22 protein-coding genes are annotated in these 23,468 nt (G+C 59.8%); 13 read left to right on the top strand and 9 right to left on the bottom strand.

Features of this window, described 5'->3' with window-relative positions; genetic code table 11:
• The first annotated feature begins 262 nt into the window (after positions 1 to 262).
• Positions 263 to 631 carry a DUF6124 family protein gene (locus AC1RQB_RS04700; RefSeq protein ID WP_492570856.1) on the top strand — a complete coding sequence of 123 codons (369 nt, stop codon included), beginning with the start codon at positions 263 to 265 and terminating at the stop codon, positions 629 to 631.
• Between the two features lie 288 nt (positions 632 to 919).
• Here AC1RQB_RS04700 and AC1RQB_RS04695 read toward each other — a convergent pair whose 3' ends face one another.
• Complete coding sequence (locus AC1RQB_RS04695) at positions 920 to 1,639, bottom strand: SIMPL domain-containing protein (protein WP_008067290.1); 720 nt, start codon at positions 1,637 to 1,639, stop codon at positions 920 to 922.
• Between the two features lie 322 nt (positions 1,640 to 1,961).
• On the opposite strand from AC1RQB_RS04695, the gene AC1RQB_RS04690 reads away from it, so the two are divergent.
• From AC1RQB_RS04690 to AC1RQB_RS04675, 4 genes are all read left to right on the top strand, one after another.
• Entirely contained in the window at positions 1,962 to 3,224 is a 1,263-nt protein-coding gene (locus AC1RQB_RS04690; protein WP_008067291.1) for an ATP-binding protein, read from the top strand.
• On the top strand, positions 3,217 to 3,777 hold the full coding sequence (locus AC1RQB_RS04685; protein ID WP_008067292.1) for a response regulator transcription factor: 561 nt from the start codon (positions 3,217 to 3,219) through the stop codon (positions 3,775 to 3,777). Before AC1RQB_RS04690 ends, AC1RQB_RS04685 begins: the two co-directional genes overlap by 8 nt.
• Positions 3,778 to 3,873: 96 nt before the next feature.
• A complete protein-coding gene (locus AC1RQB_RS04680) occupies positions 3,874 to 5,601 on the top strand; it encodes an ABC transporter ATP-binding protein/permease (protein WP_063341559.1) in 1,728 nt (575 codons plus the stop codon).
• Between the two features lie 189 nt (positions 5,602 to 5,790).
• Complete coding sequence (locus tag AC1RQB_RS04675; RefSeq protein WP_008067294.1) at positions 5,791 to 6,540, top strand: FadR/GntR family transcriptional regulator; 750 nt, start codon at positions 5,791 to 5,793, stop codon at positions 6,538 to 6,540.
• A gap of 139 nt (positions 6,541 to 6,679) precedes the next feature.
• Here the strand turns inward: AC1RQB_RS04675 and AC1RQB_RS04670 are convergent, their stop codons facing one another.
• Complete coding sequence (locus tag AC1RQB_RS04670) at positions 6,680 to 6,871, bottom strand: hypothetical protein (RefSeq protein ID WP_063341558.1); 192 nt, start codon at positions 6,869 to 6,871, stop codon at positions 6,680 to 6,682.
• 14 nt (positions 6,872 to 6,885) lie between these two features.
• Complete coding sequence (locus tag AC1RQB_RS04665) at positions 6,886 to 8,205, bottom strand: hypothetical protein (protein WP_063341557.1); 1,320 nt, start codon at positions 8,203 to 8,205, stop codon at positions 6,886 to 6,888.
• Positions 8,206 to 8,440: 235 nt separating this feature from the next.
• Between AC1RQB_RS04665 and kdgD the strand changes: the two genes are divergently transcribed.
• The 5 genes from kdgD to AC1RQB_RS04640 all read left to right on the top strand — a co-directional run bounded on the left by kdgD (position 8,441) and on the right by AC1RQB_RS04640 (position 15,059).
• On the top strand, positions 8,441 to 9,352 hold the full coding sequence (kdgD, locus tag AC1RQB_RS04660) for a 5-dehydro-4-deoxyglucarate dehydratase (protein ID WP_008015297.1): 912 nt from the start codon (positions 8,441 to 8,443) through the stop codon (positions 9,350 to 9,352).
• Positions 9,353 to 9,411: 59 nt separating this feature from the next.
• Positions 9,412 to 10,857 carry an aldehyde dehydrogenase family protein gene (locus tag AC1RQB_RS04655; protein ID WP_063341556.1) on the top strand — a complete coding sequence of 482 codons (1,446 nt, stop codon included), beginning with the start codon at positions 9,412 to 9,414 and terminating at the stop codon, positions 10,855 to 10,857.
• 160 nt (positions 10,858 to 11,017) lie between these two features.
• Positions 11,018 to 12,385, top strand: a complete 1,368-nt coding sequence (locus AC1RQB_RS04650; protein WP_007901410.1) for an MFS transporter — start codon at positions 11,018 to 11,020, stop codon at positions 12,383 to 12,385.
• An 11-nt stretch (positions 12,386 to 12,396) separates the two neighbouring features.
• Entirely contained in the window at positions 12,397 to 13,950 is a 1,554-nt protein-coding gene (garD, locus tag AC1RQB_RS04645) for a galactarate dehydratase (RefSeq protein WP_038978949.1), read from the top strand.
• Positions 13,951 to 14,117: 167 nt separating this feature from the next.
• Positions 14,118 to 15,059: an AEC family transporter gene (locus AC1RQB_RS04640; protein WP_008067303.1), complete on the top strand. Its 942-nt coding sequence runs from the start codon at positions 14,118 to 14,120 to the stop codon at positions 15,057 to 15,059.
• A gap of 155 nt (positions 15,060 to 15,214) precedes the next feature.
• Here the strand turns inward: AC1RQB_RS04640 and AC1RQB_RS04635 are convergent, their stop codons facing one another.
• From AC1RQB_RS04635 to gatC, 6 genes are all read right to left on the bottom strand, one after another.
• Entirely contained in the window at positions 15,215 to 15,595 is a 381-nt protein-coding gene (locus AC1RQB_RS04635) for a carboxymuconolactone decarboxylase family protein (protein WP_063341555.1), read from the bottom strand.
• On the bottom strand, positions 15,592 to 16,653 hold the full coding sequence (locus tag AC1RQB_RS04630) for a calcium/sodium antiporter (RefSeq protein WP_063341554.1): 1,062 nt from the start codon (positions 16,651 to 16,653) through the stop codon (positions 15,592 to 15,594). The genes AC1RQB_RS04635 and AC1RQB_RS04630 overlap by 4 nt, the downstream gene beginning before the upstream one ends.
• 50 nt (positions 16,654 to 16,703) lie before the next feature.
• Positions 16,704 to 17,078, bottom strand: coding sequence for a septal ring lytic transglycosylase RlpA family protein (locus tag AC1RQB_RS04625; protein WP_063341553.1), 375 nt, complete (start codon positions 17,076 to 17,078; stop codon positions 16,704 to 16,706).
• Positions 17,079 to 17,226: 148 nt separating this feature from the next.
• On the bottom strand, positions 17,227 to 18,672 hold the full coding sequence (gene gatB, locus AC1RQB_RS04620) for an Asp-tRNA(Asn)/Glu-tRNA(Gln) amidotransferase subunit GatB (RefSeq protein WP_063341552.1): 1,446 nt from the start codon (positions 18,670 to 18,672) through the stop codon (positions 17,227 to 17,229).
• A 10-nt stretch (positions 18,673 to 18,682) separates the two neighbouring features.
• Complete coding sequence (gene gatA / locus AC1RQB_RS04615) at positions 18,683 to 20,134, bottom strand: Asp-tRNA(Asn)/Glu-tRNA(Gln) amidotransferase subunit GatA (RefSeq protein ID WP_038978954.1); 1,452 nt, start codon at positions 20,132 to 20,134, stop codon at positions 18,683 to 18,685.
• Between the two features lie 16 nt (positions 20,135 to 20,150).
• The gene (gene gatC / locus AC1RQB_RS04610) at positions 20,151 to 20,438 is read right to left on the bottom strand and encodes an Asp-tRNA(Asn)/Glu-tRNA(Gln) amidotransferase subunit GatC (protein WP_007901429.1); all 288 of its coding nucleotides are present in this window, start codon (positions 20,436 to 20,438) and stop codon (positions 20,151 to 20,153) included.
• 210 nt (positions 20,439 to 20,648) lie between these two features.
• Here gatC and mreB point away from each other — a divergent pair, with 210 nt between their 5' ends.
• From mreB to mreD, 3 genes are all read left to right on the top strand, one after another.
• On the top strand, positions 20,649 to 21,686 hold the full coding sequence (gene mreB, locus AC1RQB_RS04605; protein ID WP_002555108.1) for a rod shape-determining protein MreB: 1,038 nt from the start codon (positions 20,649 to 20,651) through the stop codon (positions 21,684 to 21,686).
• Positions 21,687 to 21,828: 142 nt separating this feature from the next.
• The gene (gene mreC / locus AC1RQB_RS04600) at positions 21,829 to 22,959 is read left to right on the top strand and encodes a rod shape-determining protein MreC (protein ID WP_081235241.1); all 1,131 of its coding nucleotides are present in this window, start codon (positions 21,829 to 21,831) and stop codon (positions 22,957 to 22,959) included.
• Positions 22,959 to 23,450 (top strand): rod shape-determining protein MreD, encoded by a 492-nt coding sequence (gene mreD, locus AC1RQB_RS04595; protein ID WP_007901481.1) that lies wholly within the window; start codon positions 22,959 to 22,961, stop codon positions 23,448 to 23,450. Before mreC ends, mreD begins: the two co-directional genes overlap by 1 nt.
• The last annotated feature ends 18 nt before the right edge of the window (positions 23,451 to 23,468 follow it).

The raw sequence follows: 23,468 nt of genomic DNA, 5'->3' as shown, positions 1-23,468 counted from the left end.
CAGTGCCTCTAATCTTTGGCTGTCACTGAAAACTCAGTGATCGGGAGTGAGATCCCGGCTAAACGATTGGAAACCCACGCGAGCCACTCCATAATTGCCGCCAGCTTATCCGCTGCCAGCAAATGCGTTATGGCGGCTGTGTGCGGGCAGACCTCGGTCTGGCCGGGTTCCTTTTGCCGGTAATCTCACACCGCACATAGCTGCCACCTCTTCGCCGAGTGAGATCGGAAATTGATGGCTCCAATTTCAAAAGGAAAATTGCATGGATAAGTTAATCCCGGACCCACCCTTCAACACCACCACCCCCAACGTCGAAGCCTTGCGCACTGAAGAACTACTTAAAGACCGCGAAGCCATAAAACGCGCCCTCGATTACTACCTCGATCCACCCGCCCCATACGCCCCGACACCCCGTCGTCCCAGCACGATGTATATGATCGCCCCCAACATGGATACCGAAAGCCTGTTGGCACAAGCCTGCGAGTCATTGGCCTCGGCCAGTGTCCTGGCCAGTGATTTCGCCACCCACCTGATCGGCCCGCAGCGCAATACAGTGTTGGCGATTCAACAGATCATCATGTTGGCGGAGTTGGCGGTGAACCGGGCGTTGGATAACGTAGATCTGACATAGACACACCGCAAACAATGTGGAAGCGGGTTTGCTCGCGAAGACGGCGGTACATCCAACATCGCAGTGACTGACACACCGCTTTCGCGGGCAAGCCCGCTCCCACAGGATTTGTGCTGATTTGAAGTTGGCGCATGACCTTGTGGGAGCGGCGGTGCGACGATTCGACTTGCCCGCGATTGACGGCAGATCAATCAACACAAGGCCTGACGGACAAACTCCATTTCTTCAGGGCACAAAAAAACCGGCGATCACTTATTGATCGCCGGTTTTCGTTTAACCCTTATCCAATCACTGCATCAACACTTCAATCGCCCCATCCGCCGTCATGCTGACCTGGCTGGTGCCTGCTTCAACTTCCGGCGTCACCGGCGCCGAATCCATGCCGGCCGCGGCTTTCATCATCATCGGCCCGCGCATGTACGGCTGTGGATAACCGTTGCTGTTGAGGTTCAGGTTGACGATTTTGTAGCTCTTGCCGCCCAGGGCGTCGGTGGCCAGTTGGGCGCGGGACTTGAAGGCGGTCACGGCTTCCTTGAGCAGGGCGTCTTCGCTGGCCTTGCGGGTTGGGGTGGCGATGGCGAAGTCCATGCCGCCCATTTTCAGGTCGGTGAGCAGTTCACCGGTGAGTTTGGAGAGGGCCGCGAAATCCGAGCTTTCCAGGCGCAGTTCGGCGCGTTCACGCCAACCGATGATTTTCTGGCCTTTGGTGTCGTAGATCGGGTAGCTGTTGCGGCTGCCCTGGCGCAGGGTGATGTCTTTGACTTCTTTAGCCTGTGCCAGCGCCTTGTTCATGGTGGTGCTGACGTCGGCGGCGAGTTTGGCCGGGTCGCTGTTTTGCTCTTCGGTGTAGAGGGTCACGATCATCAGGTCGCGGGCCACTTCCTGGCTGACTTCGGCGCGCAGGGAGATCTGGTTGTAATGCAGTTCGTCGACGGCCAGGGCTGGAAGGCTGGCGACGGTGCCAACGCTTAAGGCAAGAAGGGCGGCGCTGCGGCGCAATGTGTGCATGAAAAGCTCCTTGGACGATGCGCAGGGGTTAAGGTCCGAACCTGCGTGAAACCATCAGACTCTAGCTTCAATGGTCCGGTTCGCACAGTTACAACTTCTATACAGATAATCAGCAGGTGGCTGCTTCGCAGCCAATCGCGGGCAAGCCACGCTCCCACAGGGGAACGCATTCCAATGTGGGAGCGTGGCTTGCCCGCGAAGGCGTCCTTATAGACGCAGCAATTCTTTCTGCCATGTGGTCGTTTGCCGCACTTTCGCCTCTCAGGCCCGCGGCTTGGTTATACTCCGTGCGATCCGCCTGGAGCGCTCATCAGGAGAGCTCATGCTCGCCCCCGTTCAAATCACTTCCGCCACTCGCCAGAACCTCTGGCGGCTTACGTTCATCCGCACGTTGGTGCTGGCCGCTCAGGCCGGTTCTGTGGGGCTGGCCTACTGGTTCGACCTGTTGCCGTTGCCGTGGGTGCAACTGGCAATGACCCTGGGTTGCTCGATGTTGCTGTGCGCGTTCACGGCGGTTCGTCTGCGCACGTCGTGGCCGGTGACCGAGCTCGAATACGCCGTGCAACTGGCCTGCGACCTGTTTATCCACAGTGCCTTGCTGTACTTCTCCGGCGGCTCGACCAACCCGTTCGTCTCTTATTACCTGGTGCCATTGACCATCGCCGCCGTGACGCTGCCATGGCGCTATTCGGTGATTCTGTCGGGTATCGCCCTGGCGCTTTACACGTTGCTGCTGGCGCAGTTCTACCCGCTGGAAACGTTCCCGATCGCCCGGGAAAACCTGCAGATCTACGGCATGTGGCTGAGCTTTGCCCTGGCGGCGGCGGTGATCACGTTCTTCGCCGCCCGCATGGCCGAAGAGCTGCGTCGTCAGGAAGAATTGCGCGCCATTCGTCGCGAAGAAGGCCTGCGCGATCAGCAATTACTGGCCGTCGCGACCCAGGCGGCGGGTGCTGCCCATGAGCTGGGCACACCGCTGGCGACCATGAGCGTGCTGCTCAAGGAAATGCGCCAGGACCATCCCGACCCGCTGTTGCAGGACGATTTGAGCGTGCTGCAGGATCAGGTCAAACTCTGCAAAGAGACCTTGCAGCAGTTGGTGCGGGCGGCGGAAGCCAATCGTCGCTTGGCTGTGGAGATGCAAGACGTCACCGACTGGCTCGACGAAGCCCTGAACCGTTGGCACCTGATGCGCCCGGAAGCCAGTTATCGCTTCCAGCGCCTGGGCCAGGGGACCGTGCCGCGCATGGCGCCGCCGCCGGACCTGACCCAGGCTCTGCTGAATTTGCTGAACAACGCCGCCGATGCGTGCCCCGAAGGCTTGCAAGTGACCCTGGACTGGAATGCCGAGGACTTGACCATCAGCATTCGCGACCATGGCGCCGGTGTGCCATTGGCTATTGCCGAGCAGATTGGCAAACCGTTTTTTACCACCAAGGGCAAAGGTTTCGGCCTGGGCCTGTTTTTGAGCAAGGCCAGCGTGACACGCGCCGGCGGCTCAGTGAAACTCTACAGTCATGAGGAAGGTGGCACGCTTACCGAGCTGCGCCTGCCCCGTGTCGCCCGAGGAGACGAACATGAGTGACGAGATCCAAGTCGAAGGCGAAGAACTGCCGCATTTGCTGCTGGTAGACGACGACGCAACCTTCACCCGCGTGATGGCTCGCGCCATGGCTCGCCGTGGTTTTCGCGTGACTACCGCAGGGTCCGCCGAAGAAGGCCTGACCATCGCCCAGGCCGATATACCGGATTACGCCGCCCTGGATCTGAAAATGGACGGCGATTCGGGCCTGGTGTTGTTGCCCAAACTGCTGGAACTCGACCCGGAAATGCGCGTGGTGATCCTCACCGGTTACTCGAGCATTGCCACCGCCGTCGAGGCGATCAAGCGTGGCGCCTGCAATTACTTGTGCAAACCGGCGGATGCCGATGACGTGCTGGCCGCGTTGCTCTCCGAGCACGCCGACCTCGACACCCTGGTGCCGGAAAACCCGATGTCTGTGGATCGCCTCCAGTGGGAGCACATCCAGCGCGTATTGACCGAGCACGAAGGCAACATCTCCGCTACCGCCCGCGCCTTGGGCATGCACCGCCGCACGCTGCAGCGCAAACTGCAGAAGCGTCCAGTCCGTCGCTGAACCGGCGCTGAACAATTGTTGTCACACCTCGTTACAAGCCGGGCCGATCATTTATGATCGGCTCGTGTGTGTTCTTTTCTTTATCGAGCCTTATCCATGAATCAGAACGCTGAATATTGCGCGGTCAATGATGCTGTGCGCGGGCAGTTTTTTCGCAAAGTCTGGGCGATGACCACGCCTTACTGGCGCAGTGAAGAGAAGGGCAAGGCCTGGACGTTGTTGATCGCGGTGATCGCGCTGTCATTGTTCAGCGTGGCGATTTCAGTGTGGCTCAACAGTTGGTACAAGGATTTCTATAACGCCCTGCAAAAGAAGGACGAAGCGGCCTTCTGGCATTTGATCCTGTATTTCTGCGGCATCGCGGCCGTGGCAATTCTCGCTGCGGTGTATCAGCTCTACCTGACCCAGATGCTGACCATTCGTTGGCGGGCCTGGCTCACCGAGAAACACTTCACCCGTTGGTTGGGCAACAAGAACTACTATCAGCTGGAGCAGGGCGGTTACACCGATAACCCGGACCAGCGCATTTCCGAAGACCTCAATAAATTCACCACCAACACCTTGCTCCTGGGCCTTGGTTTGATCCGCACCGTCGTCAGCCTGGTGTCGTTCTCGATTATTCTGTGGGGCGTCTCAGGCAGCATCGAAGTGTTTGGCTATACGATTCCCGGCTACATGTTCTGGTGTGCACTGGTTTACGCCATCGTCGGCAGCTGGCTCACGCATTTGATCGGACGTCGCCTGATCGGCCTCAACAACAACCAACAACGTTTCGAAGCCGATTTGCGTTTCTCGATGGTACGAGTCCGCGAGAATGCCGAAAGCATTGCGTTGTACAACGGAGAACCCAATGAGAACCGCCGTCTGAGCAGCCGCTTCAGCATGGTCTGGCACAACTTCTGGGACATCATGAAAGTGTCCAAGCGCCTGACCTTTTTCACTTCCGGTTATGGCCAGATCGCAATCATCTTCCCGTTCATGGTCGCTGCACCTCGTTACTTTGCCGGCAAGATCGAGCTGGGTGAGCTGATGCAAATCAACTCGGCGTTCGGCAACGTTCAGGAAAACTTCAGCTGGTTCATCAGTGCATACCAGGGCCTTGCCGAGTGGCGTGCCACTTGCGATCGTCTATTGAGTTTCCATCAAGCCATGACCGATAACGAGCAGCGTGCGCCGGCCATCGATGTGCAGAATCAGGGCACAACGTTGAAGGTGCAAAACCTTGGCCTTGACCTCGCTGACGGTCGTCACCTGCTGACCAACGCCGACATGACGGTGGAGGAGGGCGAGCGCGTCATGCTCAGCGGTCGTTCTGGCAGCGGCAAATCAACGTTGCTGCGGGCGATGGGGCATCTTTGGCCGGCTGGCCACGGCAGCATCCGTCTGCCCACGGGGCGGTATCTGTTCCTGCCGCAAAAACCCTATCTGCCGATTGGTACCCTGCGCGAGGTGCTGAGTTATCCACAGCCGGGCGACACCTACCCGCATGAGCGTTACGTCCACGTCCTGGAAACCTGCCGCTTGCCACACCTGATTACGCGTCTGGATGAAGCCAATCACTGGCAGCGCATGCTCTCGCCAGGCGAACAGCAACGTTTGGCCTTCGCCCGTGCGCTGCTGTATGCGCCGCAATGGCTGTACATGGACGAAGCCACTTCGGCGATGGACGAAGAGGATGAAGCGTCGCTGTATCAGGCATTGATTGATGAGTTGCCTGGACTGAGCATCGTCAGCGTTGGCCATCGCAGCAGCCTGAAGCGTTTCCATCCACGGCATGTGCGTATCGAGAGTGGCCATTTGGTGGATCAGACCGTGACCGCCTGAACACCGCAATCCCCTTGTGGGAGCGGGCTTGCTCGCGAAAGCGGTCTGACATCCAACATTGAGGTGTCTGACACACCGCCTTCGCGAGCAAGCCCGCTCCCACAGGGGATAGTGGATGCCGACGGTGATCGTACAACCGCGTTGAGCTATGATGCGGATTCAGCCGCTTTTTCGAGAAAGACGTTCACCATGGAAAACCCGATCGACGCACCTCGCCTCCCTCGCAAGCGCCGCAGCCTCGCTCAGGAACTGGTGACGGTGCTGTCCGAGCAGATCCGCGACGGTCACCTCAAGCGTGGCGACAAGTTGCCCACCGAGTCAGCGATCATGGATGCCCATGGCGTCAGTCGCACCGTGGTGCGCGAAGCGATTTCCCGTTTGCAGGCCGCAGGCCAGGTTGAAACCCGTCACGGCATTGGCACCTTCGTGCTCGATACCCCGAGCCCGAGCGGTTTCCGTATTGATCCGGCCACCGTGGTGACCTTGCGCGATGTGCTGGCAATTCTGGAATTGCGCATCAGCCTGGAAGTGGAATCCGCCGGCCTTGCCGCGCAACGTCGCACTCCTGAGCAGTTGGCGTTGATGCGAGCGGCGCTGGATGCGCTGAATGAGAGCGTCTCCCACGCCAGCGATGCGGTGGCTTCGGACTTCCAGTTCCACCTGCAAATCGCCCTGGCGACGGGCAACCGCTACTTCACCGACATCATGACCCACCTGGGCACCAGCATCATTCCACGCACGCGCCTGAACTCCGCGCGCCTGGCCCATGACGACCAACAGCACTACATGAGTCGTCTGAGTCGTGAGCACGAAGAGATTTATGACGCAATTGCCCGCCAGGATTCCGATGCAGCGCGGGCGGCCATGCGCTTGCACTTGACCAATAGCCGCGAGCGGTTGCGCCAGGCGCATGAAGAGGCGCAGGCGCAGCGGGGCTGAGCGTCACCAGAAAGAACGCCATCGCGGGCAAGCCCGGCTCCCACAGGTTTTTGTGTCGATCACAATAGTGTGAAAGTACACAGAAACCTGTGGGAGCCGGGCTTGCCCGCGATGGGGTCAGTCGCCATCAATTAATCTTTCAGATTGTCTTCAAAATTCCCCGATCCACCCTCACCGCCAACCCGGCAGCCCCAGGTTTGGCATCGAAAATCGCATGCCCGCGCTCATTCACAACCGCCCGGGCAATCGACACACCCTTCGACAACAACTCCAACGGCGCACCTTTCAGCGACTGGCCAGAAGCCAGTTCCAGTTTCAATTTGATAGTCATCAGTGATCTCCTTATCAGGCATTGGCCGCTGAATTCAGCACACCAGTTGGTTGGTAGTCCTTGAGCAGCAGATACGTGCTCCAGCCCCACCAGTCGTCCACGGTGGCGGTATCGTTCAAGTTGTTGACGTCCTTGCGCCGCAACACCTTGTTGCCCTCGACCTTGAACAGCGGCGAGAAATTGCCCGCCGGGTTCAATACAGTTTGCAGATCAGGCAGCCTTTTCAACGCAGCAAAGCTGCCGGCCGATGGAGCAGTGCCACTGAGGTACGCTGCGAACACTTCATCCGCAGACTCTTGAACCGCTTGATTCACCTGGGCGCGATTGGCGCTGTCGATCGCGTCGAAGTAGCGCTTGTCGCCGTAGGCGTGCCAGCGATCGCCGTTGCCATTGCTCACGTTGAGGCCGAACTTGCTGTCTTCATCGTGCATGAAGCGGGTAATCAACGAGCCGAGATCACTGGGCGTGACCACTGCCGCCAACTGTTTGCGCGGTACTCGCAGGTGACCGGCGGAAAATAGGTCGGTCAGAGAGTGATCGGCAAAAGCGTTCATCGCATAGGCCAGCTCCAACTGCTTTTCATCACCGCTGTTGTGGGCCAGCACTGCTTGTTGCAGCGCTGCCGTGTGCCCGGCGATGTAAGCCAGCAACGCCCATTCGGCAAAGTGGTCAGCATTGTTGGCGGCCAGTTTCAGATAACGCCCCAAAGGGAATAGCGCCGAAACGAAACTGCCGCCACCGGTGATCTTGTTCCACTCTTCCGACAACGTATCACCTAGGGCGTCATAAGCCTCATGAGGCTCTTTACCGTCCCTGATCGCTTGATTGATGGCGGCGATTTCTTTCTGCATGACACCGAGGATCAACTTCGCCTCGGCGTTTGAGGCCGGCAGTACCGCCAGGGAGTTGAAGGCGTTGGTAAAGCGCTGGATTCGTTCGGCGGGTGTCGCGCCTTCGTTGATCGGTTGATCGGGAATTCCATAGAAATCCCCTCCCAGCGCGATGACCTGGCCATAGGTCAGCGCCAGCCCGTTGGGTAAATGCAGCTCTACCTGTGAGGCTGGAATAGCGGGGGCGTCCTTGATGAAGCGCAACAAGGTGCTGTCGCCGATAGCGGTGTGTTCAGCACCCTCGAACCTCAGTTGCGGCGCACCTTTCAGCGTTTTTTTCGGTGAGGTGGGTTGCTGGTTTTTGTGAGTATGAGTGCTGCCCGCGAGCAGCTTCAAAGTTTCGCCATCGCCAGAAATGGCGATGCCGTGCTCGGTAAAAAGATCATCCAGATCGGCGATGATCTGTCGGGTATTTTCCTTCGGTTGTGCGTATAGACCTGACATTTCTAGCTCCTTGATATGTCGTAGGTAGATTCAAATTTAACTGTATGTATATACAGTTATTTGGATCATAGATGAGAAATTTCCTACGTCAAGGAATTACTTTTTCCTACGCCAATTTTGCGGCTCGCGATGAAATGCAGTTGACGGTTGTATTTTAAGTTGTACGATGACCTACAACTTCGGCGAAGGCTGAACGGTTTTCTCACACAACGTTGCTACCCAGGGTGTTCGAATAATGAATCCACAAGAACTGAAGTCCATCCTCTCTTCCGGCCTGCTGTCGTTCCCGGTCACCGACTTCAATGCTCAGGGCGATTTCCATCGCGCGGGCTACATCAAGCGTCTCGAATGGCTGGCCCCATACGGCGCCTCGGCATTGTTCGCCGCGGGCGGCACCGGTGAGTTCTTCTCTCTGGCGGCCAGCGAATATTCGGAAATCATCAAGACTGCCGTCGACACTTGCGCTACCAGCGTGCCAATTCTTGCCGGCGTAGGCGGCGCCACCCGCCAGGCCATCGAATACGCACAGGAAGCCGAGCGTCTGGGCGCCAAAGGCTTGTTGCTGCTGCCGCACTACCTGACCGAAGCCAGCCAGGACGGCGTTGCCGCCCACGTTGAAGCGGTGTGCAAATCGGTAAAAATCGGCGTGGTGGTTTACAACCGCAACGTCTGCCGCCTGACCGCGCCACTGCTGGAGCGCCTGGCCGAACGCTGCCCGAACCTGATCGGTTACAAGGATGGTCTGGGCGATATCGAGTTGATGGTGTCGATCCGTCGCCGCCTCGGCGATCGCTTCAGCTACCTGGGCGGTTTGCCGACCGCCGAAGTCTACGCCGCGGCCTACAAGGCGCTGGGCGTGCCGGTTTACTCCTCGGCGGTGTTCAACTTCATCCCGAAAACCGCGATGGATTTCTACCACGCCATTGCTCGCGAAGATCACGCCACCGTTGGCAAGATCATCGACGACTTCTTCCTGCCGTACCTGGACATCCGCAACCGCAAGGCCGGTTACGCCGTGAGCATCGTCAAGGCCGGGGCAAAAATTGCAGGCTATGACGCAGGTCCTGTGCGTGCGCCGCTGACCGATCTGACGGGCGAAGAGTACGAAATGCTCGCCGCGCTGATCGACAAGCAAGGTGCGCAATAACACTCGATAAACCAGGGCCGCTGAGCAATCAGCGGCTTCTTGCGTGAGGAGATCTTCAAGTGGCTGATGCAAAGCGTTACGACAACTACATCAATGGTGAATGGGTCTCGGGTGCCGATTACTCGGCCAACATCAACCCGTCGGAGTTGACCGATACCATCGGCGATTACGCCAAGGCCGATCTGGCCCAGGTCCACGCCGCCATCGACGCCGCTCGCGCCGCGTTCCCGGCCTGGTCCACTTCCGGCATCCAGGCTCGCCACGATTCACTGGATAAAGTCGGCACTGAGATCCTCGCCCGCCGCGAAGAACTCGGCACGTTGCTGGCCCGGGAAGAGGGCAAGACCCTGCCCGAAGCCATCGGCGAAGTGACCCGCGCCGGCAACATCTTCAAGTTCTTCGCCGGTGAATGCCTGCGCCTGTCCGGCGACTATTTGCCGTCGGTGCGTCCGGGCGTTAACGTCGAAGTGACCCGCGAAGCGTTGGGTGTGGTCGGCCTGATCACCCCGTGGAACTTCCCGATCGCGATCCCGGCGTGGAAAATCGCACCGGCTCTGGCTTACGGCAACTGCGTCGTGCTGAAGCCTGCTGATCTGGTACCGGGTTGTGCCTGGGCGCTGGCGGAAATCATCTCCCGCGCAGGCTTCCCGGCCGGCGTGTTCAACCTGGTGATGGGCAGCGGTCGCGTGGTTGGCGATGCACTGGTGCAAAGCCCGAAAGTCGACGGCATCAGCTTCACCGGCTCCGTCGGTGTCGGTCGGCAGATCGCCGTCAGCTGCGTGTCGCGCCAAGCGAAAGTGCAGCTGGAAATGGGCGGCAAGAACCCGCAGATCATTCTCGATGACGCCGATCTCAAGCAAGCGGTCGAGCTGTCGGTACAGAGCGCGTTCTACTCCACCGGGCAGCGTTGCACCGCGTCGAGCCGCTTCATCGTCACCGCCGGGATTCACGACAAATTCGTCGAAGCCATGGCCGAGCGCATGAAGTCGATCAAGGTCGGTCACGCGCTGAAAACCGGCACTGATATCGGTCCGGTCGTCTCGCAGGCTCAGCTTGAACAGGACCTGAAGTACATCGACATCGGCCAGTCCGAAGGTGCACGTCTGGTCAGTGGCGGTGGTCTGGTGGCGTGCGACACCGAAGGCTACTTCCTCGCGCCGACGCTGTTTGCCGACAGCACAGCGGCGATGCGCATCAGCCGCGAAGAGATCTTCGGCCCGGTGGCCAACATCGTTCGCGTCGCCGATTACGAGGCAGCGCTGGCCATGGCCAACGACACCGAGTTCGGCCTGTCAGCGGGTATCGCCACCACGTCGCTGAAGTACGCCAACCACTTCAAGCGTCACTCCCAGGCCGGGATGGTGATGGTCAACCTGCCGACCGCCGGCGTGGATTACCACGTTCCGTTTGGTGGGCGTAAAGGTTCATCCTATGGCTCACGTGAGCAAGGTCGCTATGCACAAGAGTTCTACACGGTCGTGAAGACCAGCTACATCGGCTCCTGATACACGCAATACCTGTGGGAGCTGGCCTGCCAGCGATAGCATCATCGCGGTGTGACTGACACACCGAGTGGCCTGTATCGCTGGCAGGCCAGCTCCCACAAAAGACAGATCAAAGAAGATTCACCCGCGCATAAAAATAATCAGTGGGAGTACATCTACAATGCAATCGACCAAGCCGACTCACGTCCGCTATTTGATCCTGCTCATGCTGTTTCTGGTGACCACGATCAACTACGCCGACCGGGCTACCATCGCAATCGCCGGCTCCAGCCTGCAAAAAGACCTCGGCATCGACGCGGTCACCCTCGGTTATATCTTCTCCGCATTCGGTTGGGCCTACGTGGCCGGGCAAATTCCCGGTGGCTGGCTGCTGGACCGTTTCGGTTCGAAAAAAATCTACGCGCTGAGCATCTTCACCTGGTCACTGTTCACTGTGCTGCAGGGTTATGTTGGTGAGTTCGGCATGTCCACGGCGGTGGTTGCGCTGTTCATGCTGCGCTTTTTGGTGGGCCTGGCCGAAGCGCCATCCTTCCCCGGCAACGCACGCATCGTGGCGGCCTGGTTCCCGACCGCTGAGCGCGGTACGGCGTCTGCGATCTTCAACTCGGCGCAATACTTCGCCACCGTGTTGTTCGCACCGCTGATGGGCTGGATCGTCTACAGCTTCGGCTGGCAGCACGTGTTCATCGTCATGGGGCTGATCGGCATCGTCTTTTCGGGGATCTGGCTGAAGGTGATCTACAGCCCGCGCCAGCACCCGATGATCAACGACGCCGAGTTCAAGCACATCGCCGACAACGGCGGCATGGTCGACATGGACCAGGACAAAGGCAAAGGCAAAAAAGGCGACGGTCCGAAGTGGGACTACATCCGCCAGCTGCTCACCAACCGCATGATGCTCGGCGTGTATCTGGGCCAGTACTGCATCAACGGCATCACCTACTTCTTCCTCACCTGGTTCCCGGTGTACCTGGTGCAGGAGCGCGGCATGACCATCCTCAAGGCTGGTTTCATTGCCTCGTTGCCGGCGATCTGCGGGTTTATCGGTGGTGTGCTCGGTGGGGTGATTTCCGATTACCTGCTGCGCAAAGGCCACTCGCTGACCTTCGCCCGCAAGGCGCCGATCATCGCCGGCCTGCTGGTTTCCAGTAGCATCGTGGCTTGCAACTATGTAGACGTGGAATGGATGGTCGTCGGCTTCATGGCCCTGGCCTTCTTCGGCAAAGGCGTGGGCGCGTTGGGCTGGGCGGTGGTGTCCGACACCTCGCCGAAACAGATCGCCGGTCTCAGCGGTGGCCTGTTCAACACCTTCGGTAACATTGCGTCGATCACCACGCCGATCGTTATCGGCTACATCATCAGCTCCACCGGTTCGTTCAAATGGGCGCTGGTGTTCGTCGGTTGCAACGCGCTGGTAGCCGTCTTCAGCTATCTGGTGATCGTTGGCCCGATCAAACGTGTGGTACTCAAAGAACCGCCTGTCAGCGGTCCTGAAACCAACAATAAGTTATCTGAAGCGCATTCCTGAGGAGCGGCGTCATGCAGTTGATTGAACATTCCGACTCGCCGCGCTACATCCGCCTGCACGAGCGGGACAATGTGGTGATCGTGGTCAATGATCAGGGCGTGCCGGCCGGCACCGAATTCCCCGATGGTTTGGTCACCGTGGATTTCGTGCCGCAGAGCCACAAGGTCACTCTCGAGGACATTCCCGAGGGCGGCCAGGTGATTCGTTACGGCCAGACAATCGGTTACGCGTTGCAGCCGATTCCTCGCGGCAGCTGGGTCAAGGAAGATCAACTGCGCATGCCGACCGCGCCACCGCTGGACAGCCTGCCGCTGTCCACCGAAGTGCCGGCCGCGCAGGCACCGCTGGAAGGCTTCACCTTCGAGGGTTATCGCAACGCCGACGGCACCGTCGGCACGCGCAACATTCTGGGCATCACCACCACGGTGCAATGCGTCACTGGCGTGCTGGATCACGCGGTAAAACGCATCAAGGACGAACTGCTGCCCAAGTATCCGAATGTCGACGACGTGGTGGCGCTGACCCACAGTTACGGCTGCGGCGTGGCGATCACCGCCACCGACGCGTACATCCCGATCCGCACCGTGCGCAATCTGGCGCGCAACCCGAACCTGGGTGGCGAAGCGCTGGTGATCAGCCTGGGCTGCGAGAAATTGCAGGCCGGGCAGGTGATGCACGAGAACGATAGCTCGGTGGATTTGAGCGATCCGTGGCTGTATCGCTTGCAGGATTCCAGCCACGGTTTCACCGAGATGATCGAGCAGATCATGGCGCTGGCTGAAACCCGCTTGAAGAAGCTTGATCTGCGTCGTCGGGAAACCGTGCCAGCGTCCGAGTTGATCCTCGGCATGCAGTGCGGCGGCAGCGATGCGTTCTCTGGCATCACTGCCAACCCGGCGCTCGGCTACGCCTCGGACCTGTTGCTGCGGGCCGGTGCGACGGTGATGTTTTCCGAAGTCACCGAGGTGCGCGACGCGATTTACCTGCTGACGTCCCGCGCCGAAACCGAGGAAGTGGCTCAGGAACTGGTGCGGGAGATGGACTGGTACGACCGTTACCTGGCCAAGGGCGAAGCGGATCGCAGTGCCAACACCACGCCGGGGAACAAGAAGGGCGGGTTGTCGAACATTGTCGAGAAGTCCTTGGGCTCGATCGTCAAATCCGGCAGCAGCGCGATCAATGGGGTGCTTGGCCCTGGCGAGCGATTCAAGCGCAAAGGGCTGATTTTCTGCGCGACCCCGGCCAGTGATTTTGTCTGCGGGACGTTGCAGTTGGCGGCGGGGATGAACCTGCATGTGTTCACCACCGGGCGGGGTACGCCTTATGGGTTGGCTATGGCACCGGTGGTGAAGGTGTCGACCCGCACAGAACTGGCGCAACGCTGGCCGGATTTGATCGATATCGATGCCGGGCGGATTGCTACCGGGCGGGCGTCGATTGAAGAGCTTGGCTGGGAGTTGTTCCACTACTACCTGGACGTGGCCAGCGGCAAGAAACAGACATGGGCGGAGCAGCACAAGCTGCATAACGACATTACCTTGTTCAATCCTGCGCCGATCACGTAATGATCGTTCCCACGCTCTGCGTGGCAATGCAGCCCGGGACGCTCTGCGTCCCAAAAGCGTGACGCAGAGCGTCACAAGAGGCGTTCCCACGCAGAGCGTGGGAACGATCCGGGTGAAAGTGGCTTATCATTAGCCCCCTAACGACGCCCACCCAAGGTTCTTCCGGCATGCTGGCTATTTTCCTCGAAACCCTGAACATCACCGCGCCGGTGTTTGCCATGCTGTTTCTGGGGGCGCTGCTCAAGCGCATCGACTGGATCAACGACAACTTCATTCATACCGCGTCGGCCCTGGTGTTCAACGTCACCATGCCGGCGTTGCTGTTTCTGGGCATCTTGCATGCCGACCTGCATGCCGCGCTGCAACCGGCGCTGCTGATCTACTTCTCGATTGCCACGCTGATGTGTTTTGCGATTGCCTGGGGCTGGGCGATCTGGAAATGCCCGAGGGAAGACCGGGGGATCTACACCCAAGGGGCGTTTCGCGGTAACAACGGCGTTATCGGTCTGGCACTGGCGGCGAGCATGTACGGCGACTACGGGATTTCCCTCGGGGCCATTCTCGCGGCGTTGGTGATCCTGTTTTACAACACACTTTCGACCATCGTGCTGGCGGTCTACAGCCCGGTGATCAAGTCTGACCCATGGAGTATCTGCAAAAGTGTGATGGTCAACCCGCTGATCATCAGCGTGTTTGCGGCGGCGCCGTTTGCGTATTTCAAGATCGGTTTGCCGGGGTGGCTGGAAACGTCCGGCCAGTACCTGGCGCAAACCACCTTGCCGTTGGCGCTGATCTGCATCGGGGGCACGTTGTCACTGGCGGCGATGCGCAAAAGCGGCACGATGGCGCTGAGTTCAAGCCTGGTGAAGATGATCGGCCTGCCGGTGCTGGCGACGCTTGGCGCCTGGCTCTGGGGTTTTCGCGGGGCGGAGTTGGGGATTCTGTTTTTGTACTTCGGCAGCCCGACCGCCGCGGCCAGTTTCGTCATGGCTCGGCAGGCCAATGGCAATCATGAACTGGCGGCAGCGATCATCGTGATTACCACGCTGATGGCGGCGGTCACCACCAACATCGGGATCTTTTTGTTGCAGTGGGGTGGGTGGATTTAACTGAAGGTTTTGCGGTGTTCTTCAGGGCCTCATCGCGGGCAAGCCCGCTCCCACAAAGGTCTTCAGTGCTTATGCAATTTATGCAACAAGGCAGATCCCTGTGGGAGCGGGCTTGCCCGCGATGGCGATGTCACTGACGGCGAAAATCCAGGGATTTACTCCGGCTTCTGATAGCTATCAATCACTTCCTGCGCCGCCCGAAAGGCATCGATCGCCGCCGGCACGCCGGCATACACCGCGCAATGCAGCAGCGCCTCGCGAATCTCTTCCACGGTGCAGCCGTTGTTCAGCGCACCGCGCACGTGGCCTTTCAATTCTTGCGGGCACTTCAACGCGGTCAGCGCGGCGAGGGTGATCAGGCTGCGGGTTTTCAGCGGCAGACCTTCGCGATTCCACACACCGCCCCAGGCGTGTTCGTTGACGAAGTCCTGCAGCGGCTGAGTGAACTCGGTGGCGTTGCCCAAGGCGCGGTCGACGAAAGCGTCGCCCATCACTTGGCGACGGACTTCAAGCCCAGGCTTTTTATCAGTGCTCATGGCAATTCCCTCTTGTGGTGTTGGCGACGCCAGGCGCGTAGCGAGGTGAACAGCAAAAACGCCACCAGCGCCGGCAGGACGAAAAACAGCATCAGGTGTTCAAGCTTGCCGGCCAGCGGCATTCCCGTGGTGAACGACACCACGTGCAGCCCATAGGCCAGGTACAAACCCAAAAACAGCAGGCCTTCGGCGCGCGTCACCCGGTAGCCGGAATAGAACACCGGCAGGCACAGCACCGCGACACCGAGCATCACCGGCAGGTCGAAATCCAGGGCATTGGGCGAGACCGACAGCGGCGACGGCGCGATCAATGCGGTAAGCCCTAGCACGCCCAACAGGTTGAGCAGATTGCTGCCGATTACGTTGCCTACCGCGATGTCCCGCTGACCGCGCAACGCGGCAATCAACGAAGTGGCCAGCTCCGGCAGGGATGTGCTGACGGCGACGATCGTCAGGCCGATGATCCGCTCCGACAACCCCAGGTCGGTGGCGACCGCCACCGCAGCGCCGAGCAGCAAGTGTCCGGCGAACACCAGCATCGCCAGCCCGGCGACAATCATCAGCAAGCTGCTGAACCACGGTGCCTGTGGCGCTTCATGCGCGCTCGATGGCGGACGGGCCGAGTGCCGCGACTGGCGCAGTAGCAAGCCCAGGTACAGCACCAGCGCGCCCAGCAGAATAATGCCGTCTGTGCGGTTCAGTTCTTCATTCCACGCCAGTACGAACACCAGCAGGCTGGCGCCAATCATCAGCGGAATATCCAGGCGCACCAATTGCCGCGAAACCCGCAGCGGAATAATCAGCGCCGAGAGCCCGAGGGTGACGAGGATGTTGAAGATGCTGCTGCCGATCACGCTGCCGACGGCGATGTCGGCGTTTTGCGCCAGGGTGGCTTGCAGGCTGACCGCCATCTGCGGTGCGCTGCTGCCGAGGGCCACGATGGTCAGGCCGATGATCAGCGGCCGCACATGCAGTCGCGCGGCCAGGCGCACGGCGGCGCGCACCATCAGTTCGGCACCGGCGATCAGTAAAAACAGACCGCTGAACAATTCAATCACGCTGATCAGGGGTAAATCGGCCAGTCCGAAAATAGTCAGCGCTCCGTCTATCAGTCGTCGAGGGCTTGCACGCGAACCTTCGCGGTGCCACTGCGCAGCATGCCCAACTGTTCGGCCGCTTCACGTGACACGTCGATCAGGCGCCCACGTGAGTATGGCCCGCGGTCGTTGATGCGCACCACGCAGGACCTGTCGTTATTCAGGTTGGTAATCTTCACCCGGGTGCCGAACGGCAACTGGCGATGGGCGGCGGTCAGGCCGTGCTGGTTGAAACGCTCGCCGCTGGCGGTGCGTTTGCCATGGTGTTTGGCGCCGTAATACGAAGCTACGCCAGTCATGTCGTAGCCGTGTGGATCAACAACATCCGTGCTGGCGCAACCGGCCAGTAGAGAGAGCAGGGCGCAGGCACTGAGCAGACGCTTCATAAAAGGTATCCCGGAAACAAATGTGGGAGCGGGCTTGCTCGCGAATGCATTCTGACAGTCAACCTTGCGTTGAGTGCCGGACCGCGTTCGCGAGCAAGCCCGCTCCCACAGGGAATGGAGCCAGGTTTGAATGCTGGCTCCATTCTCATCAGCCTTCGAGCTTGCTTTTCAGCAGTTCGTTGACCTGTTGCGGGTTGGCCTTGCCTTTGGAGGCTTTCATGGCCTGGCCGACGAAGAAGCCGAACATCTTGCCGCGTTTGGCTTCGTCTGCCGCGCGGTATTGTTCGACCTGCTCGGCGTTGGCCGCGAGCATTTCGTCCAGCACCGCCGAGATCGCGCCGGTGTCGGTCACTTGCTTGAGGCCGCGCTTGTCGATGATCTCGTCCGCGCTGCCTTCGCCGTTGGCCATGGCTTCAAACACCACCTTGGCGATTTTGCCGGAGATGGTGTTGTCCTTGATGCGCAGCAGCATGCCGCCCAGTTGCTCGGCCGAAACCGGCGACTGGTCGATGTCCAGGCCTTGTTTGTTCAACAGGCTGCCCAGTTCAACCATCACCCAGTTGGCCGCCAGTTTGGCGTCGCCGCCGATGCTCGCGACTTTCTCGAAGTAATCGGCTTGCTCGCGGCTGGTGGCCAGGACGCTGGCGTCGTAGACCGACAGACCGAACTGTTCCTGGAAGCGCTCGCGTTTCTGCGGTGGCAGTTCCGGCAGGGTGGCGCGCACATCGTCGAGGAACGAGTCTTCGATGACCACCGGCAGCAGGTCCGGATCGGGGAAGTAACGGTAGTCGTTCGCTTCCTCTTTGCTGCGCATCGGACGGGTTTCGTCCTTGTTCGGATCGTACAGACGGGTCTGCTGGATCACTTTGCCGCCGTCTTCGATCAGCTCGATCTGACGCTGCACTTCGGTGTTGATCGCCTTCTCGATAAAGCGGAACGAGTTGACGTTCTTGATCTCGCAGCGTGTGCCGAATTCAACCTGGCCCTTCGGACGGATCGACACGTTGCAGTCGCAACGCAGCGAACCTTCGGCCATGTTGCCGTCGCAGATTCCCAGGTAACGCACCAGTGCATGGATTGCCTTGACGTAAGCCACGGCTTCCTTGGCGCTGCGCATGTCCGGCTCGGAAACGATCTCCAGCAACGGCGTGCCGGCGCGGTTCAGGTCGATGCCGGTGGCACCGTTGAACTCTTCGTGCAGGCTTTTACCGGCGTCTTCTTCCAGGTGCGCGCGGGTAATGCCGACGCGTTTGACCGTGCCGTCTTCCAGCGCGATGTCCAGGTGGCCCTTGCCGACGATCGGCAATTCCATCTGGCTGATCTGGTAGCCCTTGGGCAGGTCCGGGTAGAAATAGTTTTTGCGGGCGAACACGTTGTGCTGGCCGATCTCGGCATCGATGGCCAGACCGAACATCACTGCCATGCGCACCGCTTCCTGGTTCAGCACCGGCAATACGCCGGGCATGCCCAGGTCTACCAGGCTGGCCTGGGTGTTCGGCTCGGAACCGAAGGTGGTGGAACTACCGGAAAAGATTTTCGACCGGGTGGTGAGCTGGGTGTGAATCTCCAGCCCGATCACGACTTCCCATTGCATGTGTTTCTCCTCAGAAGCCGGTTGGGGTGCGGGTGTGCCAGTCAGTGTTCAACTGATACTGGTGCGCAACGTTGAGCAAGCGGCCTTCCTGGAAATACGGGGCGAGCAACTGCACGCCGACCGGCAGGCCATCGACAAAACCTGCAGGCATGGACAAGCCCGGCAAGCCGGCGAGGTTGGCGGTGATGGTGTAGACGTCTTCCAGGTACGCAGCGACCGGGTCGCTGTTCTTGGCGCCGAGCTTCCAGGCCGGGTTCGGCGTGGTTGGGCCGAGGATGATGTCGACCTCATTAAAGGCCGCCATGAAGTCGTTCTTGATCAGGCGACGGATTTTCTGCGCCTTCAGGTAGTAGGCGTCGTAGTAACCGGCCGACAGCGCGTAGGCACCGACCATGATCCGGCGCTGCACTTCCGGGCCGAAACCTTCGCCACGGGAACGCTTGTACAGGTCTTCCAGGTTTTTCGGGTCTTCGCAGCGATAGCCGAATCGCACGCCGTCGAAACGCGACAGGTTGGAAGAGGCTTCCGCCGGGGCGATCACGTAGTACGCAGGGATTGCGTGCTGCATGTTCGGCAGGCTGATTTCCTTGACCACGGCGCCGAGTTTTTTCAGCTCTTCAACGCTGGCCATCACCAGGTCGGCGATGCGAGGGTCCAGACCTGCGCTGAAGTACTCTTTCGGCACGCCGATGCGCAGGCCTTGCAGCGAACCGTTGAGGCCGGCGCTGTAATCAGGCACGGGCTCGTCGATGCTGGTGGAGTCCTGCGGGTCGAAACCAGCCATGCCTTGCAGCAGGATCGCGCAGTCTTCGGCGGTGCGGGCCAATGGACCGCCCTGATCGAGGCTGGATGCGTAAGCGATCATGCCCCAGCGCGAAACGCGACCGTACGTCGGTTTCAGGCCGGTGAGGTTGGTCAGCGCGGCAGGCTGACGAATCGAACCGCCGGTGTCGGTGCCAGTGGCTGCCGGCAACAGGCGCGCGGCAACTGCAGCCGCCGAACCGCCAGACGAACCGCCCGGAACGTGTTCCAGGTTCCACGGGTTTTTCACTGCGCCGTAGTAACTCGACTCGTTGGCCGACCCCATGGCGAATTCGTCCATGTTGGTCTTGCCCAGGGTAACGGCCCCGGCAGCAGCCAGTTTGGCGACCACGGTGGCGTCGTACGGTGCTTTAAAGTTGTCGAGCATCTTCGAGCCGCAGCTGGTGCGGATGCCCTGGGTGCAGAACAGGTCTTTGTGGGCGATCGGCGCGCCGAGCAGGGCGCCGCTCTCACCGTTGGCCCGACGAGCGTCAGCGGCTTTCGCCTGCTGCAGCGCCAGGTCTTCGGTGAGGCTGATGAAACTGTTGAGCTGCGGGTCGAGCTGGGCGATACGTGCCAGCAGGACTTTGGTCAGCTCTTCGGAAGAAAACTTTTTATCGGCGAGTCCGCGGGCGATCTCGGCCAGAGTCAATTGATGCATTGCAGGCTCTTTCCCTTTAGTCGATGACTTTCGGAACCAGATACAGGCCGTTTTCGACCGCTGGTGCGATGGACTGATAGGCCTCGCGATGATTGGTTTCGGTCACGACGTCTGCACGCAGGCGCTGGCTCGCTTCCAATGGGTGGGCCAGCGGCTCGATACCGTCGGTATTGACCGCTTGCATTTCGTCGACCAGCCCGAGAATGCTGTTCAGGGCCGAAGTGATGTGTGGAAGATCGGCATCATTGAGGCCAAGGCAGGCCAAATGAGCGATTTTTTCCACGTCGGAGCGTTCAAGCGCCATGGGATTCTCCAGTGGAAAACAGAACGGACGGCGTCCGTGTGTTAGATTGTCGGAACACTACCGCATTTCTACGGTCTCAAGGCCGCGATTGTGGGGCTTGGTGCACAGAAAAGCGGCCAATTTAACATATTGGCGCCTTGCCCAAAATCCCTGTCGTTGTTAGAGTTTGCCGCACTTTTTTACCCACGCGTTGCCTAGGGTCCCTTTCCCATGTTCAAGAAACTGCGTGGCATGTTTTCCAGCGATCTTTCCATTGACCTGGGCACTGCCAACACCCTTATTTACGTGCGCGAGCGCGGTATCGTCCTGAATGAGCCATCGGTTGTGGCTATTCGGACACACGGTAACCAGAAAAGTGTCGTTGCTGTCGGCACCGAGGCCAAGCGTATGCTCGGCCGTACGCCGGGCAACATTGCTGCCATTCGTCCGATGAAGGACGGTGTGATCGCCGACTTCAGCGTCTGCGAAAAAATGCTGCAGTACTTTATCAACAAGGTTCACGAAAACAGCTTTCTGCAGCCTAGCCCTCGTGTGCTGATCTGCGTTCCATGCAAATCCACCCAGGTTGAGCGACGTGCCATCCGTGAATCGGCCCTTGGTGCCGGTGCCCGCGAAGTGTTCCTGATCGAAGAGCCGATGGCTGCTGCAATCGGTGCCGGTCTGCCGGTGGAAGAAGCTCGCGGTTCGATGGTTGTCGATATCGGTGGCGGTACCACTGAAATCGCGCTGATCTCCCTCAACGGTGTGGTCTATGCCGAATCCGTACGGGTTGGCGGCGACCGCTTCGACGAAGCGATCATCACCTACGTGCGTCGCAACTACGGCAGCCTGATCGGCGAATCCACCGCCGAGCGCATCAAACAGGAAATCGGTACGGCTTACCCGGGCGGCGAAGTTCGCGAAGTCGACGTTCGTGGCCGTAACCTGGCCGAAGGCGTTCCACGCGCATTCACCCTGAACTCCAATGAAGTGCTGGAAGCTCTGCAAGAGTCCCTGGCCACCATCGTTCAGGCCGTGAAAAGTGCACTGGAGCAATCGCCTCCGGAGCTGGCATCGGATATCGCCGAACGTGGTCTGGTACTGACCGGTGGTGGCGCCTTGCTGCGCGACCTCGACAAGTTGCTGGCCCAGGAAACCGGTCTGCCGGTGATCGTCGCCGAAGACCCGTTGACCTGCGTTGCACGCGGCGGTGGCCGTGCATTGGAAATGATGGATAAACACACCATGGATCTGCTATCCAGCGAATAAGTCGCCGGATCGCCTCTATGCTTTTGAGCGCGCAGGCAGCACTTTGCAGTGCTGCCTGTTGCGTTTATCTTCTGTCAGTCTGCATCCAGGCCGGTTTGATGCCGTATGAATAAAGAGAACATTTGCCTGGGAGGAGCGGCTTATTAAACCGCTTTTCACCAAAGGCCCCTCACTGGGCGTGCGCTTGTTGGTGCTGGCCGTGCTATCGGTCGCGCTGATGGTGGTCGATGCCCGCTTCACACTGCTCAAGCCAGTGCGTAGCCAAATGTCGCTGGTGCTGATGCAGTCTTACTGGATCACCGACCTGCCGCAGCGGCTATGGCAAGGTGTGGCCAGCCAATTTGGCAGCCGGACCGAACTGGTCGCCGAAAACGAAAAACTCAAAACCGAAAACCTGCTGTTGCAGGGGCGCATGCAAAAGCTGGCAGCCCTGACCGAGCAGAACGTTCGGCTGCGCGAGTTGCTCAACTCTTCCGCGCTGGTCAACGAAAAGGTTGAAGTGGCCGAGCTGATCGGCATGGACCCCAACCCCTTTACCCACCGCATCATCATCAATAAAGGTGAGCGTGACGGTGTGGTCCTCGGTCAGCCGGTGCTCGATGCCCGCGGTCTGATGGGGCAGGTGGTCGAGTTGATGCCGTATACCTCCCGCGTACTGTTGCTGACTGACACCACTCACAGCATTCCGGTGCAGGTGAACCGTAACGGTCTGCGGGCGATTGCCAGCGGCACCGGTAACCCGGAGCGCCTTGAGCTGCGTCATGTGGCCGATACCGCCGACATCAAAGAAGGCGATTTGCTGGTCAGCTCCGGCCTCGGTCAGCGTTTCCCGGCGGGTTACCCGGTGGCGACGGTCAAGGAAGTGATTCACGATTCCGGTCAACCGTTCGCCATCGTCCGTGCGGTGCCGACCGCTGCATTGAACCGCAGCCGTTATCTGTTGTTGGTGTTCAGTGACGGACGCACCCCTGAAGAGCGCGCCAACGACGCCGCCCAGGCTCAGGAAGCGCTGGACCAGCATGGCGGTGGGCCGATCATTCCCGCAACCGTGCCCAAACCTGCCGTGTCGGTGATACCGGCTGCCGTTGCTGCTCCGGCTGTTCCGGCGGCAGCACCTGCTGCCGCAACCCCGGCAACCGCTGCTCATGCTGCCAGCAAGCCACCCGCGTCGGCACCGGCCGCCGTCAAACCATCGGCGGCCCAACCCGCTGCCGTGAAGCCAGCTGCCAAACCGCCTGTTTCTGCGCCGGCTACCACTGGGGGAAGAGAATAATGGGCGGTACCACTTCCTCCCGAAACGGCTGGATGGTCTGGTTGACCTTTGCCATTGGCATGCTGCTCAGCGTTTCGCCGTTGCCGCAATTCATGGAAATCCTGCGCCCTCTATGGCTGGCCTTGCTATTGGCCTTTTGGGCGCTGGCCCTGCCGCAGAAAGTCGGCATGGTGACCGCCTGGTGCCTGGGACTGGCCGAAGATGTGCTGTATGGCACGTTGCTGGGCCAGAACGCGTTGATCCTCACACTCATTACCTTCCTGGTGCTATCGCTGCAACAGCGCCTGCGCATGTTCCCGATGTGGCAACAGAGCCTGGTGATCCTGGTGATCTTCGGCCTCGCTCAACTGGTTCAGTTGTGGCTGAGCGCCCTGACCGGCAATCGTCAGCCGACCCTGGCACTGGTGTTGCCGGCACTGGTCAGCGCGTTGCTCTGGCCCTGGATCAGCTACGGTTTGCGCGGTTTGCGTCGACGCTACAAAATCAATTAATTCGGTCAGGCATGTGCT

The sequence above is a fragment of the Pseudomonas sp. GW822-FHT02E03 genome (assembly GCF_058802325.1).
The sequence above is the reverse complement of the archived record's forward strand: the minus strand, read 5'-3'. Positions and strand labels throughout refer to the sequence as shown.

What these genes read in the sequence shown, in the direction of transcription:
- AC1RQB_RS04700 (WP_492570856.1), top strand. Translation starts at nt 263, where the DNA reads ATGGATAAGTTAATCCCGGACCCACCCTTCAACACCACCACCCCCAAC.
- AC1RQB_RS04695 (WP_008067290.1), bottom strand. Translation starts at nt 1,639, where the DNA reads ATGCACACATTGCGCCGCAGCGCCGCCCTTCTTGCCTTAAGCGTTGGC.
- AC1RQB_RS04690 (WP_008067291.1), top strand. Translation starts at nt 1,962, where the DNA reads ATGCTCGCCCCCGTTCAAATCACTTCCGCCACTCGCCAGAACCTCTGG.
- AC1RQB_RS04685 (WP_008067292.1), top strand. Translation starts at nt 3,217, where the DNA reads ATGAGTGACGAGATCCAAGTCGAAGGCGAAGAACTGCCGCATTTGCTG.
- AC1RQB_RS04680 (WP_063341559.1), top strand. Translation starts at nt 3,874, where the DNA reads ATGAATCAGAACGCTGAATATTGCGCGGTCAATGATGCTGTGCGCGGG.
- AC1RQB_RS04675 (WP_008067294.1), top strand. Translation starts at nt 5,791, where the DNA reads ATGGAAAACCCGATCGACGCACCTCGCCTCCCTCGCAAGCGCCGCAGC.
- AC1RQB_RS04670 (WP_063341558.1), bottom strand. Translation starts at nt 6,871, where the DNA reads ATGACTATCAAATTGAAACTGGAACTGGCTTCTGGCCAGTCGCTGAAA.
- AC1RQB_RS04665 (WP_063341557.1), bottom strand. Translation starts at nt 8,205, where the DNA reads ATGTCAGGTCTATACGCACAACCGAAGGAAAATACCCGACAGATCATC.
- kdgD (WP_008015297.1), top strand. Translation starts at nt 8,441, where the DNA reads ATGAATCCACAAGAACTGAAGTCCATCCTCTCTTCCGGCCTGCTGTCG.
- AC1RQB_RS04650 (WP_007901410.1), top strand. Translation starts at nt 11,018, where the DNA reads ATGCAATCGACCAAGCCGACTCACGTCCGCTATTTGATCCTGCTCATG.
- garD (WP_038978949.1), top strand. Translation starts at nt 12,397, where the DNA reads ATGCAGTTGATTGAACATTCCGACTCGCCGCGCTACATCCGCCTGCAC.
- AC1RQB_RS04640 (WP_008067303.1), top strand. Translation starts at nt 14,118, where the DNA reads ATGCTGGCTATTTTCCTCGAAACCCTGAACATCACCGCGCCGGTGTTT.
- AC1RQB_RS04635 (WP_063341555.1), bottom strand. Translation starts at nt 15,595, where the DNA reads ATGAGCACTGATAAAAAGCCTGGGCTTGAAGTCCGTCGCCAAGTGATG.
- AC1RQB_RS04625 (WP_063341553.1), bottom strand. Translation starts at nt 17,078, where the DNA reads ATGAAGCGTCTGCTCAGTGCCTGCGCCCTGCTCTCTCTACTGGCCGGT.
- gatB (WP_063341552.1), bottom strand. Translation starts at nt 18,672, where the DNA reads ATGCAATGGGAAGTCGTGATCGGGCTGGAGATTCACACCCAGCTCACC.
- gatA (WP_038978954.1), bottom strand. Translation starts at nt 20,134, where the DNA reads ATGCATCAATTGACTCTGGCCGAGATCGCCCGCGGACTCGCCGATAAA.
- gatC (WP_007901429.1), bottom strand. Translation starts at nt 20,438, where the DNA reads ATGGCGCTTGAACGCTCCGACGTGGAAAAAATCGCTCATTTGGCCTGC.
- mreB (WP_002555108.1), top strand. Translation starts at nt 20,649, where the DNA reads ATGTTCAAGAAACTGCGTGGCATGTTTTCCAGCGATCTTTCCATTGAC.
- mreD (WP_007901481.1), top strand. Translation starts at nt 22,959, where the DNA reads ATGGGCGGTACCACTTCCTCCCGAAACGGCTGGATGGTCTGGTTGACC.